15 protein-coding genes are annotated in these 21,950 nt (G+C 34.2%); 13 read left to right on the top strand and 2 right to left on the bottom strand.

Features of this window, described 5'->3' with window-relative positions:
- The 9 genes from JNO63_RS00800 to JNO63_RS00840 all read left to right on the top strand — a co-directional run bounded on the left by JNO63_RS00800 (position 1) and on the right by JNO63_RS00840 (position 11,615).
- Positions 1-1,707 (top strand): ABC transporter ATP-binding protein, encoded by a 1,707-nt coding sequence (locus JNO63_RS00800; protein WP_203126308.1) that lies wholly within the window; start codon positions 1-3, stop codon positions 1,705-1,707.
- Positions 1,704-2,537: an energy-coupling factor transporter transmembrane component T family protein gene (locus JNO63_RS00805; protein WP_203126309.1), complete on the top strand. Its 834-nt coding sequence runs from the start codon at positions 1,704-1,706 to the stop codon at positions 2,535-2,537. Before JNO63_RS00800 ends, JNO63_RS00805 begins: the two co-directional genes overlap by 4 nt.
- Positions 2,538-2,763: 226 nt before the next feature.
- On the top strand, positions 2,764-4,371 hold the full coding sequence (locus JNO63_RS00810) for a substrate-binding and vWA domain-containing protein (RefSeq protein ID WP_203126310.1): 1,608 nt from the start codon (positions 2,764-2,766) through the stop codon (positions 4,369-4,371).
- A complete protein-coding gene (locus tag JNO63_RS00815; RefSeq protein WP_203126311.1) occupies positions 4,371-4,982 on the top strand; it encodes a 5-bromo-4-chloroindolyl phosphate hydrolysis family protein in 612 nt (203 codons plus the stop codon). Before JNO63_RS00810 ends, JNO63_RS00815 begins: the two co-directional genes overlap by 1 nt.
- Positions 4,979-6,037, top strand: coding sequence for a hypothetical protein (locus JNO63_RS00820; RefSeq protein WP_203126312.1), 1,059 nt, complete (start codon positions 4,979-4,981; stop codon positions 6,035-6,037). Before JNO63_RS00815 ends, JNO63_RS00820 begins: the two co-directional genes overlap by 4 nt.
- A gap of 307 nt (positions 6,038-6,344) precedes the next feature.
- Positions 6,345-7,493: a toxic anion resistance protein gene (locus JNO63_RS00825; protein ID WP_203126313.1), complete on the top strand. Its 1,149-nt coding sequence runs from the start codon at positions 6,345-6,347 to the stop codon at positions 7,491-7,493.
- A gap of 81 nt (positions 7,494-7,574) precedes the next feature.
- The gene (locus JNO63_RS00830) at positions 7,575-9,482 is read left to right on the top strand and encodes a hypothetical protein (protein WP_203126314.1); all 1,908 of its coding nucleotides are present in this window, start codon (positions 7,575-7,577) and stop codon (positions 9,480-9,482) included.
- A gap of 481 nt (positions 9,483-9,963) precedes the next feature.
- Positions 9,964-11,004 carry a [FeFe] hydrogenase H-cluster radical SAM maturase HydE gene (hydE, locus tag JNO63_RS00835; protein ID WP_203126315.1) on the top strand — a complete coding sequence of 347 codons (1,041 nt, stop codon included), beginning with the start codon at positions 9,964-9,966 and terminating at the stop codon, positions 11,002-11,004.
- Between the two features lie 230 nt (positions 11,005-11,234).
- Positions 11,235-11,615 carry a GIY-YIG nuclease family protein gene (locus JNO63_RS00840; protein ID WP_203126317.1) on the top strand — a complete coding sequence of 127 codons (381 nt, stop codon included), beginning with the start codon at positions 11,235-11,237 and terminating at the stop codon, positions 11,613-11,615.
- A gap of 303 nt (positions 11,616-11,918) precedes the next feature.
- On the opposite strand, the gene hydF is transcribed toward JNO63_RS00840, so the two are convergent.
- Positions 11,919-13,067: a [FeFe] hydrogenase H-cluster maturation GTPase HydF gene (hydF, locus tag JNO63_RS00845; RefSeq protein WP_203126319.1), complete on the bottom strand. Its 1,149-nt coding sequence runs from the start codon at positions 13,065-13,067 to the stop codon at positions 11,919-11,921.
- On the bottom strand, positions 13,064-14,482 hold the full coding sequence (gene hydG / locus JNO63_RS00850; protein ID WP_203126321.1) for a [FeFe] hydrogenase H-cluster radical SAM maturase HydG: 1,419 nt from the start codon (positions 14,480-14,482) through the stop codon (positions 13,064-13,066). Before hydG ends, hydF begins: the two co-directional genes overlap by 4 nt.
- A gap of 302 nt (positions 14,483-14,784) precedes the next feature.
- Between hydG and JNO63_RS00855 the strand changes: the two genes are divergently transcribed.
- The 4 genes from JNO63_RS00855 to lepB all read left to right on the top strand — a co-directional run bounded on the left by JNO63_RS00855 (position 14,785) and on the right by lepB (position 21,695).
- Positions 14,785-15,639: a class C sortase gene (locus JNO63_RS00855; RefSeq protein ID WP_238390446.1), complete on the top strand. Its 855-nt coding sequence runs from the start codon at positions 14,785-14,787 to the stop codon at positions 15,637-15,639.
- 318 nt (positions 15,640-15,957) lie between these two features.
- Positions 15,958-20,889 (top strand): InlB B-repeat-containing protein, encoded by a 4,932-nt coding sequence (locus JNO63_RS00860; RefSeq protein ID WP_203126323.1) that lies wholly within the window; start codon positions 15,958-15,960, stop codon positions 20,887-20,889.
- The gene (locus JNO63_RS00865; protein ID WP_203126325.1) at positions 20,882-21,097 is read left to right on the top strand and encodes a hypothetical protein; all 216 of its coding nucleotides are present in this window, start codon (positions 20,882-20,884) and stop codon (positions 21,095-21,097) included. The genes JNO63_RS00860 and JNO63_RS00865 overlap by 8 nt, the downstream gene beginning before the upstream one ends.
- Positions 21,090-21,695: a signal peptidase I gene (gene lepB, locus JNO63_RS00870; protein WP_203126328.1), complete on the top strand. Its 606-nt coding sequence runs from the start codon at positions 21,090-21,092 to the stop codon at positions 21,693-21,695. Before JNO63_RS00865 ends, lepB begins: the two co-directional genes overlap by 8 nt.
- Positions 21,696-21,950: the final 255 nt, after the last annotated feature.

A 21,950-nucleotide genomic window follows, 5' to 3' on the forward strand; every position in this document is an offset into this window, starting at 1 on the left:
TTGGAAAATAATACACAAATCAAATTTGAAAACTTTACATTTAAATATAAATCCCAGCAAGAACCAACTTTAAAAAATATTAATTTTGAAGCTAAAAAGGGAGAAAAAATTGTTATCATTGGCCCAAGCGGGTCTGGCAAATCAACTCTAGCCAAGGCCATAAATAGCCAAATACCAAATACTTTTGATGGAGACATCACTGGGAAAGTGAGCATACTAGATAAAGATATCAGAAATTCTTCGATTTTTGATATCTCTCTTTTAGTTGGAACAGTTTTGCAAGATACAGATGGGCAATTTGTGGGTCTAACTGTCGCAGAGGACATAGCCTTTTCTCTAGAAAATGATAATATAGACCAAGACTTGATGAAAGATACAGTTTCAAAATGGGCTGACAGACTTGAAATTTCAAATCTTTTGGCACATAAACCAAATCAAATCTCAGGTGGGCAAAAACAACGTGTGTCACTAGCTGGAGTGCTAGTATCAGATACGCCAATTTTGCTACTTGATGAGCCATTAGCAAACCTAGATCCCGCAAGTGGCTTGGCTACGATGAAGTTAATCGATGAGCTAAATCAAAAGTATAATTATACGATTATCGTCATAGAGCATAGACTAGAAGAAGCCCTAAACCTAAATCCAGACCGTATATTGGTAGTAGATGAGGGTCAAGTTTTGATAGATAGCACTCCATCTGAAATTTTAAAATCTGATATTTTAGAAAAAATAGGGGTCAGAAAGCCTCTTTATATTAATGCCTTAGAATATGCTGGTATTGGCTTATCAAATATCGAACACTTAGGATCCTTTGAAAATACGTACTTAAAACAAAATGAACTGTCCTTAGTAAAAAACTGGGCTGATAATATTGAAATTACAAATGAAGATAGAAAAAATAATCCGATCCTTACAGCAAAAGAATTGTCATTTGCTTATGATAAAAATAATCAAATTCTCCATGATGTCAAATTTTCAATCAATAAGGGAGAAGTGGTAAGTATAGTGGGTCCAAACGGGGCTGGCAAATCAACTTTAGCCAAGCTTCTTTGTGGATTTTTAAGACCGACTAGTGGACAAATTATTTTAAATAACAGAGATACAGCAAACTTATCAATAAAAGAAATTGCAGAAAAAATCGGCTACGTTTTGCAAAATCCAAATGCCATGATTTCAAAAACAAATATTAAAGAAGAAGTAGGATTTGGTTTAAAATTACGCGGTGCAAGTGATGAGGAAATAGAGAAAAAAACCGAGAAAGTTCTCAAAATATGTGGTCTATACCCCTTTAGAAATTGGCCAATAAATGCCCTTTCCTATGGGCAAAAACGTAGGGTAACTATTGCATCTATCTTAATCTTAAATCCAGAAATAATTATCCTAGATGAACCAACGGCAGGCCAAGATTATAGGCATTATACAGAAATTATGGAATTTATTCAAAAATTAAACGAAGAATATGACCTTACAATATTAATGATTTCCCACGATATGCATCTTATACAAGAATATACACAAAGGACAATGGTTTTTGCCGATGGTACACTTTTGGCGGATACGAGTCCAAAGGAGCTATTTTCTAATGTTGAACTTTTAAACCATGCTTCACTAGCAGAAACTTCACTTTCAAAACTTGCAAGAAGCATTGATTATGACCCAGAAGAATTTATAGAGAAATTTATTAGCTATGAAAGGGGTAAACTATGAGTGAGAAAATCTTAGGTTACATAGAAAATGATACCATCATTCATAGGCTATCTGGAACTACAAAACTGATTTATTTTCTCATGCTTTCTATCATTGTGATGACAAGTTACGATACAAGATTTTTACTTTTTGTAACAATCTTTTCTCTAATTTTATTTAAGTTAGCAGAAATTCCGTGGGAGGCGGTTAGTTTTGTGGTCAAGTTTGTTCTGGTTTTTGCAATCCTAAATTTGCTTGCAATCTACATTTTTGAGCCAGAATATGGTGTAAATCTATACAATAGCAGAACTATCATTAGAGACGGATGGGGCAGGTATTCTCTAACAAAAGAACAGCTTTTTTATGAACTAAATGTAGCTATAAAATACTTTTCAACCATACCACTTGCATTAATATTCATATTTACCACTAGTCCAAGCGAATTTGCATCAAGTCTAAATAAAATTGGTGTGTCTTATAAGATAAGCTATGCAGTTGCCTTGGCTCTTAGATATATACCAGACATACAAGAGTCATACAATGACATAAAACTAGCAAGCCAAGCTAGGGGGATAGAGATGAGTAAAAAAGCAAGCTTGATAGATAGGATAAAATCATCGTCAAATATCGTATGGCCTTTAATTTTGGATAGTCTAAACCGAATAGAAACCATTAGCCAAGCCATGGAACTTAGACGTTTCGGCAAAGAAAATTCAAGAACATGGTACTCATATAGGCCCTTTAGAAAAATAGATATATTTGCTATTGTGATTTCTGCTTTGATTACGGCTGTTGGGGTATATTTATTCTTTGTAAATGGAGGTAGATTTTATAATCCTTTTATCGGATGATCTTCTATTGATTTAAAAATATGTAAGTCAATTAATTTTTGCTAAACAATCTTTAAAGCTATATAAATCAAAACATTATATGTATCGAACGGCGCTTTGGCGCCGTTTTTTTAGATTTTAAAAATTTTGCAAAGTTTTGTTAAATGTATGTAAATCCTTTAATCTTAACGATTAAAACCCTAAAATTTAGGTATAAATCTAATACAAAGATTTAAGGAGAACTTCTATGAAAAAAATATTCACTATTCTCTTATCACTTATTATTTTGACCTCTTGTGGGGCAAATTCTGAGACTACTAGCAATGCTGATTTTCAAAGCTCTTATAAAAGTGGAGAGCCTCTTCGTATAGTAGCAGGTTCAGAAAATAAGGAACTTGAGCCGATTATTGAGGAATACGCAAAGGCTAATAAGCAAAATATTGAGATTGATTATCTGGGATCTCTTGATATTATGCGAATGATTGGCACTGAGGATATTACATATGATGCGGTTTGGCCAGCTTCATCTATTTGGCTAAATCTAGGTGATACTAATCACATATTAAAATATGCTGAAACCACTTCCCAGTCTCCGGTAGTTTTTGGAATCAAAAAATCTTTAGCCCAAGACTTAGGCTTTATGGACAGGGATGTCGAAACTCGTGAGATTATAGATGCTATTAAGTCAGGAAAACTTAAATTTACTATGACTTCAGCCACTCAATCTAACTCTGGCGCCAGTGCATATTTAGGTTTCCTCCAATCACTTGCAAAAGATAAGAAAGGCCTAACTAGCGATGACCTAGCAGACGAAAATATCAAAGAGCAAATTACCTCACTTTTATCAGGTGTGGAGCGCTCATCAGGATCATCAAACTGGCTAGTAGACTTGTTTTTAAGTGGTGACTATGATGCCATGGTCAACTACGAGCAGCTAATTATTGCTACCAATCAAAAACTTGAAGAAGAAGGAAAAGAGCCGCTTTACATAGTTTATCCAAGTGACGGACTTTCAATATCCGATTCACCAATCGCTTATGTAGATAAGGGCGATAGTCAAAAAGAAGAAGCCTTTAGGAAATTTAGAGATTATTTACTAAGCGATGATGCCCAATCTAAGATTGAGAAAACAGGCAAAAGATCAGCCTTTGGTACAGTACGCGAGACCAATAGAGCTGTCTATAAATCAGACTGGGGTATTGATTTGGATAAGACTTTAAGTCCTGTTAGACTTCCAAAAGCAGATGTTATTATGCAAGCCCTAAATATGTACCAAACTGAGTTTAAAAAACCAGCTTTTACAATCTATGTCCTAGATTATTCAGGATCTATGCATGATAATAACGGCTACACTCAAATGCTTGAAGCTATGAATCAAGTTTTGGTCCCTGAAAATGCAAAAGCCAACCTACTTTTAGGAACTGAAAAAGACTACACAGTACTCATACCGTTTTCTGAAGAAATATTAGGCACAATTACAGCTGATGGCAATGGCGAGGATCTTAACAAAATATATGAAGACCTTAAGGATAATTATGCGCCGGAGACATCAACTTATATGTATGAGGCTATAATAAAAGCAGTTAACATATTAAATGATAACAAAGCAAAACTTGATAATTACAGCCCAGCCATAGTTGTTTTATCAGATGGTAGACCAAATGGAGCCGCAACTTTCGATGACCTAGAAGCAGCCTACTCAGATTTAGATTACGATGTGCCAATATTTTCAATAATGTTTGGAGATGCTGAACAAAGCGATTTGGAAGAAATTGCAAATATGTCAAGGGCAAGAGTCTTTGACGGGAGGACAGATATGATTAAGGCCTTCCAAAATGTTAAAGGATACAATTAATGAATGACAGTAGAAGGGACTTTAGGGCACTTCTTGCAGCGCTAATAACTTTTTTTGGCCTACTAATTGGTGCAAAATGGCACTTTCTTATATCAGCCATTTTGGCCCTGGGGGTATATGCTGGAGTATATTTGGTTAGCAAACCAAAGCTAATGGTAGGCAATACCGATATCGAGGCCTTAGAAAATGCCGAAGAAATTAAAGCAATCTACCAAAAGCTACAAATAGACCAGAAAAAATTAAAAGAATCTGCAGCAAGCATTAAAGATACCAATATTAAAACAAAGGCAAACGAGCTTGCAAAAATAACCAATGATATAGAGTTTTACCTAGAAAACAATCCTAGAGAAATTAGCAAATCACGCCATTTTCTTGACTATTATCTAAGTACAGCGCGTGAAATAGTGGATAATTATAACGACTTAGATAGGGCAAATGTTAGTGCTAATAAATTTAATGATATCAAGGAAAAAACTAACGAATCGCTAGACTTACTTATAAAAATATTTGCCAGCCAGAGGGATGCCTATCACAAGGATAAAATCAACAAACTTGAGGTAGAAACAGACTTATTAGAGCAAACCATCAAGCTTGGAGGAGACATCAGATGAAAGAGAAAAAATGGGGATTATTAATACTTCTTTTAGTAATAGTTGGTGCAGGCGGCTATATGTATTATCAAAGTCAGACTCCAAATGAAGTCGCTATAACGGGATTTATAGGTGGTGAGAAGATCCCAATGGTTGAAAATGAACAATTTAAACAAAAGGCCAAAAAATCTTATGGTCTAAGCATGGACTACAGAAAAAAAGGATCCCTTGCCATGGCAAGTGTAGATACCAGTGACAGAGACTACTTATGGCCATCCAGCCAACTGGCCTTAGAGCTATTTAGGAAAAATGGTGGCAAGGACTTGCAAAATGAGATAGTTTTTAACACTCCCATAGTCCTATATTCCAGAAAAATAGTAGTAGATGCCCTCATAGATCAAGGTGTAGTCCGTGAAGAAAATGGAGTACATTTTGTAGATATGACCAAGCTTGCAGGTCTGATGAAAGATGAAAAAACTTGGGCAGATATTGGCCTATCCCAACTTTATGGGCCAATACTAGTTGATACTACAGACCCAAATGAGTCAAACTCAGGAAACATGTTTCTAGGTCTTTTGGCAAATGCCTTAAACGACAATAAACCAGTAACAACCGCAAGCATTGATAATGTAAAAGAGGACATCACCCGTATTTACAATCAGATTGGCTATATGCAAACATCATCCATAGATATGTTTAACCAATTTCTCCGCCAAGGAGTGGGATCATTTCCAATCATAGCAGGCTACGAATCTCAATTATTAGAATTTTCTAAACAAGAGCCTGATATGTATGAGCAAATCAGAGATGACATCATAATCCTTTACCCAGAGCCAACAGTATGGTCATCCCATGTATATATTGCTCTCACTGAGACGGGAAAAGTAGGACTAAATGCCCTAATGGACAAAGATATCCAAGCACTCGCCTGGAAAGATCACGGATTTAGGACAATAGTATCAGGAACAGAAAACCCAGACGAATTTAACGTAAACGGCATGGCAGACCAAGTAACCAAAATAATGCAAATGCCAAATATAGATGTGATGTTAGAATTAATGGACGCAATAAAATAATTATTAAATTCCTTTATGTTTAAAAAAAGAATTCGCAAAGCGAACTTCTACTAATCTAATGCTCCACGCAGTGGCGGTGGGAGATAAAAGTCCATTGATTTTGGACTTTTATCCCGAAAACTTAACGTGGGAGCGTGAAGAAGTTTCGTAGAAACATGTTTTCGTAGAAATGGGTTTAGGGGGTTCGGGGGAAAGGGAATAAGGGGTCTCCGCTACCCCTATGCCCTATCCCCCGAGTTCAATGAAAACATATATTGAAAGAATAGAGTTTAAAGATACGACAATACAATAATAAGGAGATATTATTATGCCAGATTATTCACTAGACAACCTTATGGACAACAAGGGTTCTGCTACAGACATTAGCCTTGATAAAAATGAAATTGCAGAAGTAACTGAAAAAAGAGTTGAAAAAATCAGCCCAGAAGATAGGGCGAAGGTTGACCAGATTAAAAATCAAATCGATCTTAGAAACTCACAACTATCATCAGTTTATGGGACAAATGCCCAAAAAGGCATTGCCCAATTCTCTGAGCAAATCTTATCTGAGGTAAGAAGTAAGGATGCTGGAGAAGTGGGAGAGCTGATGACTGACTTACTTGTAAAGGTAAATGATGTAGATATCCAAAATTTTAGAGAAAAATCATTATTTGATAAATTTTTTGGTGGTCCAAAAAAACAAGTAGAAAGATATCTTGCAAAATACCAAAATATGGAAACGCAAATAGATAAAATCTCTGCAAAACTTGAAAGTGCGCGCATGGAACTTTTAAAAGATATTGGTATATTTGATAAGCTTTACGAAGAAAATATCGTCTATTTTAAGGAGCTAGAAAGATATATAATTGCTGGGGAAGAAGCCGTAAAAGAAATGAGAAAGGAGACTCTGCCAGCCCTATATAAGGATGCTGAAAGTTCTGATGAACCAATGGCTATGCAGGTAGTACGTGACTTTGAAGAAAATGTAAACCGTTTTGAAAAACGTATATTTGACCTAAAAACATCAAAGGCCGTTGCCTTACAAACTGCTCCCCAAATTAAGCTTATTCAAAACAACGACCAACTACTGGTTGATAAAATCACAGACTCTATCAACAATACCATTCCACTTTGGAAATCTCAGGTAGTCATAGCCCTTGGCCTAAACCGCCAACAAGAGATAGTAAATATGCAAAAGCAAGTCTCTGATACTACAAACGAGCTACTGCGCAGAAACTCAGAAAACCTTAGAAACTCAACAGTAGAGATTCAAAAAGAAGCACAAAGGTCAACCATAGATGTAGATACGATCAAAGAAGTAAATCAAAATCTTATTGCAACCATCAATGAATCAGTCCAAATCCAACGCGATGCTGCCAACCAAAGAAAGATAGCTGAAAAAGAACTTATAGACATTCAAAATGAATTAAGAGATGAGCTAGCAAAAACCTTGGATCCAAGCACAAGAGGCGAATGATTTTAGTTATATTGAGTTAATATACTAAATTATTGAAATTTATGATTATTTTTAATATAATGGTATGGATTTGGGGGACTCATGAAATATACTAATATCACAAAATATGCATACATGGCTCTATCTCTAGCAATAATTTTGCCAACTACAGCACAAGCAGCTGAGCCTACTGATAAAAATCAACTACCCTTAATAACAGAAGAACAAATAATGAATGATGTGACAGGTAAAGTTTCATCAGATATAACAACAAAGCTTGATGGGACAGGTAAAATAGCTTACTACACAATTAACATTGCAAATGCAAATGAAGATTTAAAAGGAGTTTTTTACCTACTAGATAGATCAAATCTTGAAAATCTAGAAATACCTCCAGATGAAAACATCTCAGTTGATTCAGTAAAAACAGAAGATATTACAGGTGGTAAAAAAATCACAGTTGACCTAAAAAATGTAAAAACTATAAATCTAAGAGCAAATATCCAAGAAGGCAAGGAAAATAATTTTGTTTTCGATTACATATTAGCAAACAATAGTGAAAGTAAAATTGTTAGCAAAAGAGTAGTTTCAGCTATAGAAACAGATGCACAGGGTAATAAAAACTTAAAAACCCAAGATATCTCAGGATTAGAATCGCTTATAAATGGTAAGTTTATAGATGAATCAAATATTGAGTGGTCTGATTTTCTAGTAAATCAATCTGATAAAGATATTTCAATAAATTATCCTATTAATCTTAGTGAAAACCAAAAGAATCCAGGTAAAATCAAAATCGAAACTCTTAGAGCAAGCAAAGATGGATTTGTAAGTGAACAAGCTTTCGATCTAGACTTTGGAGATATTCAAAATCTAATAATTCCAGCAAATGGTGCTACAAAAATCACATTCAATTCTCTAGTTAATAGTAAAGAAAATACTTTTTCAGCAAATCAAGTTCAGTTAAAAAGAGACTTAGATGTGTCAGAGAGTGACGACGTTGCTCAATTAACCAATACAATTGCAGCAAATGATTTAAAAATAAAAGAACAGCTAAAAGCAATTGATAAGGATGTTGCTACACAAACAAAAGAAGCTCCAAAAATAGACACACAAGCAAACAATGATGTAGATGCCTTAACAAATGAAATAAAAGAAAGAAATGAGCAAATCCTTTCACAAATGAAAGAAATAGATAAGGATCAAGCAGTAGCTTCAAGCGAAAATAAAAACACTACTAATGAAAGTCAGGATGTTAATATCGTTGTTCTAAAAGATGAGACTTCTGATAAAGTAACAAGAAATCTATTAACTAGCAATAGCCAAGAAGATATAGATAATGTAGATATCGAAGCATTAAGATTAGATATTGAAAATAGAAATACAGAAATCCTCAACACTCTTCAAGAAATTGATAAGGAATATCCAAGCCTTATTACATTAGCAAACAACACAAATACATCTTATGAAAAGAGCTCAGATATTACTAGTCTTATAAAAGAAATCGAAGATAGAAATCAAACTATACAAGATGAACTAGTAAATATTTATGGTAAATACGCTGCAAGCACAGTAATGGACCTAAGCAAATCAATCGATGATGGGACTTACAAATTGCTAACTAATATTGATAAAAATAACGAAAAGACCAGTAAAATCATTGACCAAATAAACCTATCAATAGAATCAAACAAAGCTTTAGATAATAAAGAGGAACTAGCAAATATAAAGGCTTTACTAGATAATATCGACAAATTAGAGAAAAACAACGAAAAAGCTCTAGAAAAAGTTGATGATGCAAAAGTAAGCAGAGAAACAAGTGAAAGCTTCAAAAATTTAGTACCAGGTTATTCAGAAAATGTCTACAATGATTTAGAAAAAGTGGTTACAGTAACCCTAGATCCACTAAACAAAACAACAAATCAAGTTACTAATGAACAAGCACACAAAAATTATCCAACTATAGCAAAATACCTAGAAGATTTAAAACTATTACAAAAGTTCCAAAAATAAGGAAATCTAAACTACGTAAAAACGCCAAGGCGAACAGCTGTGGCGTTTTTATATTTTATAGTAATATTTCTTCAAAATCTACTTTAAACTAGTAAAGTATTCATTTATATAGTGGAGTTTTAAACTGAACAAAATCTTTTAAAATTTAACAACTCTAATGTTTTAGTGTAATTGAAAAATATTTTTTCTAGTAATTTATTTTAAAGTACTCTATAACTCTATTAGTAACACTAATATAGTAGTGTGATAAAATTAAATATATATATTTAGGTATATTGAGAAAGATTTATCCACTCGCATCATAGATGCGCGGTCTAAACGGTAAGTTTTGGAGTTCAAAATAATTAGAGCTTCTAAGCTTTACATCTCGGCCAAACAAGCGTGAGCATAGTGCGTGGAGAGTTCTGTTTCTAATCTTAATCCCGAGCAAAACACTAAAATATATTAGACAAGCACTCCTATTCATTGATATAATATTACTATGAAAAACTTTAAAAATACTACATATTACACAGACGAAGAGCTAAAAAATTGGATAGAGGATGAGTCTATGAATGAATGGTTGGCGGAGACTGCTGATCGTATTCGTAGAGAGATTTACGGTGATGCCGTATATATCCGTGGACTTATTGAGTTTTCCAACTTTTGCAAAAACAACTGTTTATATTGCGGCATTCGCAAATCAAATAAAAATGTTGATCGTTACAGATTGACTCCAGAGGAAATAGTTCAATGCACTGATGCTGGTTATATGCTTGGCTTTAGGACTTATGTTTTGCAAGGTGGGGAGGATACATATTATACAGACGATATGATTGTAGATATCATACAGGAAATAAAAGCAAAACATCCGGACACAGCTATTACCCTTTCACTAGGTATAAAAGCTTATGAATCTTTCAAAAGATTTTATGATGCGGGGGCAGATAGATATTTGTTACGTCAAGAAACATCTGACAGTGAACACTTTAGCAAACTTCACCCAGCTGGCATGACAATGGAAGAGCGTCACGAGGCCTTGTGGCAATTAAAAGAAATTGGCTACCAAGTAGGTGGCGGATTTATGGTGGATAGCCCATATCAAACAACTGAGGATTTGATAAAAGACTTAAGATTTTTAGAAAAACTAGAACCAGATATGATAGGCATAGGACCATTCTTAACCAGCCATGACACACCCTTTAAAGATTTTCCAAACGGATCATATACAAAAACACTAAGATTGGTCTCAATTTTAAGAATCCTATTTCCATATGCACTGATACCAGCAACAACAGCCCTAGGAACAATCAACCCACTAGGACGAGAAATGGGACTAAAAGCAGGAGCAAACGTACTAATGCCAAACCTATCGCCAACTATGTATAGAAAACAATACCAACTTTACGACAACAAAATTTGTACAGGAGATGAAGCGGCTGAATGCAAGGCTTGTCTAAGTATGAGAGTAGATAGGGCTGGCTACGAGATTGTAACTGATAGGGGAGATGTGATTACTAGGAAGGCTGAGTTGGTGTATTAGTTTAGATAATTTTATAATTAGTTATTTTGTATCAAAAGTTAATCTCAATCTAGAAGATCCTTCGGTGACGGATTTGCACGTGCAAATCCTGCTCAGGATGACAATGGGATTCTTGGAAATAACATGTCTTTCACATTCTTTTCATACATAAAACCTAATTTGCACTCTGTCACCCTGAGCGTAGTCGAAGGGTCTCCTAGTATAACATTTTTCTAATTGCGGAGAACTTTATGTCTAAAGCATATTACGTTTACATTTTAGAAAGTAAATATGGTAGATCACCTTATATTGGTATCACAGGAAATATTATTAATCGTATGTTCCAGCATAAAAATCATTTGATTAATGGTTACACTGATAAATACAACGCAACAAAATTAATCTACTTAGAAGAATTTGCGGATTCAAAAGAGGCGATAAAAAGAGAAAAGCAACTAAAGGGTTGGACGCGTTCGAAAAAGTATGGATTGGTCGATAAGGTAAATCCCGATAGAAAGGACTTGTCGGAAAGTTGGGGGATTTCTATTTTAAGTCCAACAGAACGTAGGCTTTGGGTTGAGAATTATAGAAAGTTGAATGAAGAGAAGAAGAAAAATAATAATAAATATTAGCAATTACTGTCATCCATATTGTTACTCTCTTTGTCACCCTGAGCGGAGCAAAGCGCAGCCGAAGGGTCTCCTGGAAAATAATTATCTCCGTTTTCAAATAATACCAACCAAGGAGATCCTTCGATTCGTTCATTACATTCACTCACTCAGGATGACAGGCGAGGTTCTGGGGATAACATATCCTTATAATATTTTATGACAATAGACCCAATTTATCACACTTGTCACTATGAGCGCAGCAAAGCGTAGTCGATTGGTCTCCTTGACAGTAATTTTCCTATTTCCCCAAAAAAACCACCAAGCTCACACCTGGTAGTCTATTTTGTCTATTATCCCTTGCAAATACGCGATTGTCATTCCGTAGTTTGTCATTGGGATATTTTTTTCTTTGCATTTTTTTACCCTATTCATAACACTTGTGCGGTTAAACATACATGATCCGCATTCTATGATTAGGTCGTATTTTTCAATATCGTGGAAGTCTTCGCCTCTGGCAAAGTCTATATTTACATTAGGATATTTTTTTCTAAGCATTTTTGGGATTTTTATTGTCCCTATGTCTTCTTCGATAGGTGGGTGGGTGCAGATTTCTGCTATTAGGATGTTTTTTACTTCATTGTCCAATACTTTTACTGAATCTCTAAAGTATTCTACATCTCCCTTAAATCCACTCATTAGCACTGAAAAGCTTGTCAATTTGCTTTCTTTAGGACTTTTTTCGTAAACATCTTTAAATACCTTTGAGTCTGTAATTATCAAATCTGGTGGATTTTTTAAAACGTTTAGAGTATTTTCGAAATTTTCCAAATTTGTGCTGATACATACTGCATCTTTGTCGATTAATTCTCTAATGGTCATCACTTGTGGTTTTATGAGCCTATCTTTTGGAGCAGCTTCATCTTGGGGCATTACCAAAACTACTGTGTCACCTTTTTTTGCCAATTTTCCGGTCAAAGTCAATGGGCCATCATCAATTACTACTTTTTTTATTTCTTCAAATAAATTGTGCCTATCGTCTTTATTTACATTTATAGAAATAGGTTTTAGGTCCTTGAATTTTTCTACAATTTCTTGTCCAATTTCTAAATCTTGTTTTGGTGCGATAAATATAATTGGCTTATCTTTTGCCTTTAATTGGTCGATAAATTTTAAATCATCTTCTAAACTTAAGACATAAAGGAAAATATCTGCTTTTTCTAAAACGCCTAGAGATTTTGAGATTCTCTTATTAGATAGGTCTGTTGCGTCGTTTATTCCTGCTGTATCTATAAAAATTACCGGCCCAAGCCCGTGGATTTCCATGGGCTTATTTATTGGGTCGGTTGTTGTGCCGTGAGTTTCTGAAACTATGGCGGTTTCTTGGCCTGTGATGTAATTTAAAAGAGTGGACTTGCCGGCATTTGTGTTACCAAATATGGCAATGTGCAATCTTTCTCCGCTAGAAGTTCTCATATATATAGGTCTCTTTTGCCATTTTCTACTGATGCTAGATTTTCTATGGTTTCTTTTCTGACTTCTTCATTTGGAATGGTGTTGATTTCGCGGCCTATTAGGGCATCGATGTCTGCTTTTGTTTTTGGGCTTGCGTAATCTTCGCCGTATTCTTTTAGAGTTACCAAAGCGTTTGGTTGGCAAATATTACCGATTCCAACATTTTTAACCATTTCCATAAATACTTCACCAGTTCTGCCTTTTCTATAGCAAGCTGTGCAGAATGATGGAATGTGGTTTTTTTCTATTAGCCAGTCTACAACTTCATCTAGGGTTCTGTTGTCAGATAGTTCAAATTGGTCTGATCCTTCTGTGACATTTTCAGTGTATCCGCCTACAGATGTTTTTGATGCACCTGAGATTTGGCTGATACCAAGTTCTAGTAATCTGCCACGCATTTCTTCACTTTCACGAGTTGATACTATCATACCTGTGTATGGTGCTGCGATTCTGATACATGCTACTACTTTTTCAAATACATCGTCTGCCAATGCATTTTCAAAGTCTGCTACATCTACATCATCTCCTGGTTGGATACGTGGTACAGAAATTGTGTGTGGACCGACATTATATTTTGCTTCCAAGTGCTCAGCATGCATTAATTGGCCGATAAATTCGTATTCGTAAGAATCAAGTCCATATAAAACTCCAAGACCCACATCATCTATACCTGCATCCATAGCGCGGTCGTGAGCTGTGGTGTGGTAATCATAGTTTGATTTTGGACCGTAAGCGTGAAGATTTTCGTAATTTTCTTTATTATATGTTTCTTGGAATAGGATATATGTTCCTATTTCTGCATCATGAATTTTTTTGTAATTCTCTGTGGTTGTTGCAGCAATATTTACATTTACCCTACGAATTGCACCGTTTTTGTGGTGAATATTGTAAATTGTGTCAATGGATTCTAGTATATAATCAATAGGGTTATTTCTAGGGTCTTCTCCTGCCTCTAGGGCAAGTCTTTTGTGTCCCATATCTTGAAGGGCAATTACTTGCTCGCGGATTTCCTCTTGGGTTAGTTTTTTACGAGGGATATGTTTGTTATGTCCGTGGTATGGACAATATGTACATCCGTTGATACAGTAGTTTGATAAGTATAATGGGGCAAATAAAACTATACGGTTAGCATAAAACTTAAGTTTTAATTCTTTAGCAACCTTAAATATTTCCTCATTGAGGTCATCTTCGTCACAAGATAAAAGCACAAAAGCTTCTTTGTGATCAAGGCCTTTAGCCTTTCTAGCCTTTTCTAATATATCTATGATAAGCGGTCTATTGTGTGCATTTTTGCGACCGTAGTCAATTGTTTCTAATATTTCTTCATGGTTTATAAACTCAGCTGGATCTGAGCTTTTTGGGTTATATTGTGCCATAAAATCTCCTTTCACATTTAATTATAATACTAATTTGATAGGATTTACAAGCCTAAAATCATATTTGTAAGCTTTTTAGTCGGGACACAGAATTCCTTATCAAGAAGCAGTAGATGATGGGGTTGCAAATGTCAAGAGATTAGCTCCAGATTTTTTACAATTATTCTTAATTCTTTTGCCAATCATGGCACTTTTATTAATAATTGTAATTAGAGAGCTCAGAAGAAAAAAAACACTAAGTACGGAGGTAAAAACAACTGAAGAATCGATTAAGACTTACAAAAAGTAGTGCTATAGGCTACTTGCTAATCCTTTTAGGTTTGCTTTTTGTAACCATCCCGCTAATAAGAAGAACTTACAATGATTACTCAGCAATTGCCTCCAGGAAAAAATTTGAACAAGTGCAGGCAAAAAGATCTGCTGATGAAGTTAATCAAGAAACAGAAAATGCAGAAGAATATAACGAAGTTGTAAAAAACTCTGATGTTACTGTTTCTGATCCATTTACAGCTGAAGATTATCAAACAAAGTATGAAAAATTTACTAAAACAAACACACCGTTTGCTTATCTATCAATAACAAAACTAGATAAACACTTGCCACTCTATCTTGATGCGACTCTAGATCACATTTCAAGGGGTGTTGCTCAAGTGGATGGAACAGCAATACCTATTGGTGGTGCTGGCATGAGATCAGTCATTGCCGGCCACAGGGGCTGGTGGACAGACACTATGTTTTTATACGTAGACCAACTCCAAGCAGGAGACTATGTTTATGTAGAAAGGGCTGAGCAAACCATGCGCTATGTTGTACATGATAAAGAAGTTATCGGACCATACGATTGGGATAAACTTGCTCCACGAGGAGATGAAGACATATTGACACTGATGACTTGTAGTCCTTTTATGCCACCAAGACCAAATAGACTTTTGATTAATTGTTACCGCGATGAAAGCGCTATTGCAGAAGAGTTCCAAATCCCAGGCAAGGAATTGCCTGCAAGTCAAAACGAACAAGCAGATAGTAAGACTGATAATATGGTAAAAATAACAAGAATAATAACCCTAGTATTTGCAATTCTAGGAACTATATTATTTATCTTAACCCTAATCAGATTTATAAGAAGATTAAAAGTAAATATCGATTACGCAAAATAATTAGCACCCTTTGCATAAAAAACAAAGGGTTTTTTATTTGGGGGTAAATATAAAGTAAAGAAGGAGTGATAAAGTAAAATTTTCCAGTATAATTATAAAATATCATTTCAAAACATACTAAAATGCTATGGTAAATGATTTCCTTTAATGTCATTGAAATTCAATATTCTATAAACTAAAAATCTTATAAAAAATTTGAAATTTGTTTGAAATGTGTACAAAAAATAGTATAATAATGATATTAAAATTAAAACTAAAACAAGTTAAAAATAGTTTAAATATATCACAGAAAAATTAGAGAAAGGGGGACTGTTAAGTTTGAAATATAAGTTAATGTCCGCAATAATGGCTTTTTCAATGCTAGTATCATCAACTATTGCTCCGCTTGCAGCAAGCAAATCCTATGCAAGTGCAGAAATAGAAGAAAATCCTACAGTAATGAACGAAAAAACCGATGAAGTAGGAAATGATGAGAAGCCAGCAGAAACTAGCGACACAAAACTTGATATTCCTGAAAAAGCTGAGGAAGTTAAAGAACAATCTCCAGCAGAGCCAAAAGCTGAAGAGCAAATACCAGAAATACAAGTGGAAAAAGAAGAAGATACGATAGATACAGCAATAGAAGAAACAGATACAGAAGAAATCGAAGAAAAAGAAAAAATAATTGATAAATCTGTTGATGTGGATCTATACGAAGACAGTTCCTACGATACATTATCCAATGAAGCTATCGACATTAAAATCACAGGCAGAATGCCAGAAAATGGCACAATAAAAGCCTACGAAATCCAAAATGCAGTTACAGATATTAAAAAAGAAAATGTACTAGCATTTGGATTTGAAATATTTGATAAAGACGATAATCTATACTATAAAAATCCTACTGACCAATACAAAGTCGAAATTAAGTCAAGTAAACTAAGAAATTTAGATAAAATCTATCTTTACGAAAAAAATGAAAACGACATAAGATTTGCACAAACTACAGATTTCTCAAAACTTTCTGACCAAGTAAAACTTGAAAGTAAAGCAGAGGAATTTGCTATTGCAAAAGACTTAGAAAAAGAAGAAGAAGTAACTACTAAAGAACAAATAAAGGATGAAGAAGTAAAATCTCCGTTCTTAATTAATGAAGATAAAAAAGAAGTTGCTGAAAAAGAAATTGAAAAACCAAAAGATATCCTAGATAGCTTAGTAAATTCAGTGGATGAAAAACAAACTATAGAAGCTAGAAATGAAAAAGTTACTGAAGAGAAAAATACAGAACCTGAACAAGAAAATGAAAAGCCATCTGCTGATACAGAACTAGTAGATTGGAAAAAAGACTTATTAGAAGCTTTTGCTGGTAATTTAGGAGATAAAAAACCAGTAGATGAAAAAAATAGTGAAGAAACTATAAAAGAAGACAAAGAAGCTGAAGAAATATCAGAAAAAGAGACAAAAGAAGAATCTACTGAAGAATCAGAAGATATTACTCCTGACTCACAAATATCTGATGAAAAAGAAGAAAACTCAGAAGTTAAAACAGAGACTACTACTGAAGATGCTGTCAAAAATGAAGACTTAGATAAAGAAGCAAGTGAAGAAAATATCGAAAAGTCTGAAACTAATGAAGAAACCGAAGATTCTAAAGAGACAGAAGAAAAACTAACTTATCAACAAGTATTAGCAGATATCTACACAGATAGCTCTTATAGCCAAAAATCAAACGATCAGACAAGGATAAAACTTTCAGGCCGTCTACCAGGATTTACAAAAGTAAAAGCCTATCCAGTAGAAATCAAAATCGAAGGCAAAGAAATCCTTGCAGCTTACGATATAACAATCTTTGATGAAAATGATGAAGAATATAAAGTCACAGAAAAAAATGATATCAACGTTCAAATCACAAATCAAAAGATAAAAGAAGCTAAAGAGGTAGAAGTATACCACAAAAAAAGTGAGTTTACTCCAGAAGAAAAAGTTGATATAGAAAATAAAAATAGAGACACAGTATCATTTAAGGCAGAAAGCTTTTCTATTTATGCTGTTACAGAAGATGATAAGAATACGGTTACCGTTGTGTTTGTAAACAAAAATTATGAAAATGAAAAAGAACCGATTAGAGAAATATGGGATATACAAACACTACGTGACGGAGAATATGTGAAACAACCCGAGCTACCAATATTTTCTTACAAAGGTAAGTTTATCGGATGGTACTACTATAAATACGAAGATAGTATTGCAGCGGGTAAAGATATTTTTGGTGAAAAGTTTGACTTTAATCAACCTATTAAAGTTGATGAATTACGTAATAAATTTAAGGACGGGATTATATATCTTAAAGGACAGTATAAGGACGTAATTTATGTAGACTTCATTGATAAAAAAGAATACAAAGATAATGATGGTACTATAAAATATCAAGATGAGGTAGTAACAACTAGTGAAGTTTCAGTAGGTAATAAAATTCCAGCAGATGAAATATCAAGAGAATTAGGTGAACCAGGGTTTGTATTTTCCCACTGGTCACTTACACCAAATGGCGCTCCATATCCAATTAATGATCCAATTAGTAAAACTTCAGATGGAGTTAGTAAAAAGGGTTACTACACAGAGCTAAAGCTTTATGCTGTTTATAAAAAAGCTTACACAGTAACTTTTGATTCCGATGGTGGTACCCCTGTTACTAAATTAGTGGTAAATGAGGGTGAAACCGCAAAATTTGGTGATCATACAAAACCTACTAAAGTAGGATATAAGTTTGATTATTGGTTAGATGAAAGTGGAAATAAATTTGATGAGAATACTGCCATCACTAGAAATAGAAGGCTAAAGGCCAAGTATACACCTCTAGCCAGTGAGTTTACTATAAACCATTGGGTACAAAATGCTAATGATGATGGTTATACATTGGAGTTAGATAAGATTGTGCCGGGGCAAACAGGTACTAAAACTGATCTTCCATCTTCTTATAAATTATCAGACCAAGAGATGAAAAATCGAGATATTATGTATGTCAAAAGTGACATAGAGAGTGAAAATCTTCCAAAAATCATTAGGGGAGATAAAAGTACAACTATAAATTTATATTACAACAGAAAAACATATACTTATAGAGTATATAGGGATCCGACTGATGCTGAAAAAAGTAGAGGCATTAGAAGTTCAATTGATGTAGTAAATAAGATGTTAAAACACGGGCAAGACACATCAAAATATTATGATGAGGCTAAGAAAAAGCTCGCTGAATTAAATCAAGGAGAATATAACTTGAAAATAGGTGGTTTGACTGGAGAAACAGTACCTAGAGATAAACCAATGCCTAAGGGTGATTTAACAATATATGCATATAATGTATCTACTGTAAAACCAACCTGGTATCTAAAAATCTATGATATAGACACAGGTAAGTTATTGAAAACTATTCCGAAATATACTGACACAGTTATTACCCAAACGTATAGTCAGAAAAATGACTATCCTGGTTATGAATTCCAGTACTTTGAAAAACCTGGAACAAATTCTGCTAGACCAAGTAAAAATTCACATGGAATAAACAACGAAACTACAGCAAATTATGAAGTATGGGCATATTACAAGAAGGGCAAGTATACTCTAAGTTATTTTATTGGAAACAGTCAAAGTTCGGCTTACTATTATGATATTGAATATGGAAAGCCATTATTGAATTATCCACCACCTAATTATATTGCTGGGAAAACAGTAATTAACAACAAGACGTTTCGAGGTTGGTATGACAATATGTCTGGAGCTGGTAGATCAATCGACATAAGTACAGATACTATGCCCGATAAGGACCTTACATTATATGCTAAATGGGATTCTCAAACTCATACAGTTGTTGCGTATAAAGAAAGAAATAATCCAGCTGCCGGTATAATAAAAAAAGAAATTGATCATGGCGAGATATTAAACAGAGATGATTTTAAAATCGAAAAGCCACCTGCTTTGCAGGGTAGAGATGATGTGTTTTTAAAGTGGTATGCATTTATTAATGGCCAATTTGCAGAATATACATTCTCTTCTCCTGTTACCAGTGAGGTATACTTATATCCTGTATGGGTAGCCAGAGACCCAGAAAATCCTAATGAGTTTAGGCAATTATCTACAATTCATAAAGTAACATATACAGCTTGGTTATCAGACGGCACACCACATTCCTATACTGATAAAAATGATTATGTAGATAATTCTGAAGCTATAGTATTAGCACCGTATACAGATAGAAAATATCAATTTCCTGATGGTAAAGAAATCCAAATGGGAAAAGATCAAGTGTTTCAAGGTTGGCAAATTGATCCTGAAAGATCAGGCCCTAAGATAACTGAGGATATGCTAAATAAAATCTATCAGCCAGGAGATATTATAACTGTAATAGATGATATTGTATTTGAACCAGTAGTAAGTAAATTTCCACCTACTCATTTAAAATTAGTAGAAAAACGTCCTGTTAAGCTATCTGGAAATGACGGTGAAAGAATAATTGAAGGGCGTAAGTTTGCTACAAAACCCCCAATTCCTATAAATGCAGAAGATTATGGGTTTAGAGATCATAGAGATTTAGAGAACCAACATTTAAGAGACAATGATATAGTAGAACTCCCTGGTCCTGAGGTAGACGAAAACAAAAAGCTTATGATAGCTAATGAAGGATACACTTTTAAAGGATGGTATCGTGAATCTGATTTAAATAAACCTGATGCCATGCCATTTCAACCTGGTGATAATATCATGCTTACAAGTGATGGTGAGGAAAATATACTATATGGTATTTGGGAAGAAAAAACATTTAATCTAAATGTGAGAAATATTATAAATGGTAACCTTCTATATGGTGACGAAACAGTCAAACTGACAATTGAGTACACAGATACACTTGGAGAAATTCAATCTAAGGAATACGAATTAAAAAATGCTGACTCTATTGACAATATAACAGTCCCATATAGTGGATTTAAAATAACTACTGAATCATCATCGCCAATGAGTAAGACTACTTATCAAGCGCAAGTGTTAGATGAAAATGGAGATAAGATTGGAACTGATAGCGGTAATGATATATATGACAAAGTTCCTGTGAATACTAACATAGATGTTATATTTACAACAACCATTACCATTCCTCCACCAACAGGCTTAATTGATAACTTCACCCCAATGGCTATTATGCTTGCATTAGCCAGCATGGCCTTTGCATATAGATTATATAAAAGAAATAAATTAGCAGGGGGTATTGATGAATGAATTAGAAAAAGTTGAAGAATTTTTAAGTAAAGTTAAATTTAAAAAGCAAAATATTGGCGGAGTGTCTGAGGCTGATGTTTTGGCAAAGATTCAAAAGCTTTCAGACCTCTATGCCGAAGCTTTTAAAAATCAACAAATCAAATATGAGACTCTACTAGATGATAAGAATAGAGAAATAAAAGCATTAAGAGAGAATAGCAATGAGTGAAAAAATAAAAGTAGCTCATGCGGATAGTAAAACCTCGCAAGATTTTGTCGATTTTACTAATGTAAATAAAATCATCAGACAAAAGCGAGTTGATGTCTCAAATAAAAATGCAATTATAAGTTTTTTAAAAAAACTATTACTAATCATCTTAGTATTATGGTTGTTGTTCACTTTTGTTTTTGGATTTTTTGTAGTTTATAACGACGACGTGTTTCCAAAAATGGTACCAAGTGACTTGTTGATGTACTACAGGCTTGATAGAAATTTCTATGTAGGCGATGTAGTAGTGGTAGGTAAGAATGAGGCAGACTATGCGCTACGCTTAGTAGCAAGTGGAGGAGATGAAGTAGACATCTCCAAAGAAGGTCAGTTGATAGTAAACGGATCATATCAGGCAGAAACAAATATCTTTTATCCAACAGGAGAATATGACGAAACAGCAGAAGAAATCAAATTCCCACTAAAACTTAAAGAAAATGAAGTTTTTGCTCTAGGAGATATGAGAAGAGGAGCCAAAGATAGTAGATATTTTGGCCCGGTTGATAGAGATGAAATAAAGGGAAAAGTATTTGCCCTTTATAGAAGAAGTAAATTTTAATTGAAATTATCAATTACATGGAGAATTATCATCTAAGAATTTCAGTATTTAATAAAGATTTTCGAAAAAAGATTTCTCCACTACGCTTCGCTCCGGTCGAAATGACAAACTAGGGGGCATGAGCAAGTTTTAAAGAATGTAAAAAACGTATAATCCCACGCTGTCACCCTGAGCGCAGCGATAGCGGAGCCCAAGGGTCTCATAGATGAGATACTAATTAAGCTTAGGAAAAATAAAAATAGGGAGAAAAAATAA

This window comes from Anaerococcus sp. mt242 (genome assembly GCF_016798225.1).
In the GTDB taxonomy this organism is placed as follows: domain Bacteria; phylum Bacillota; class Clostridia; order Tissierellales; family Peptoniphilaceae; genus Anaerococcus.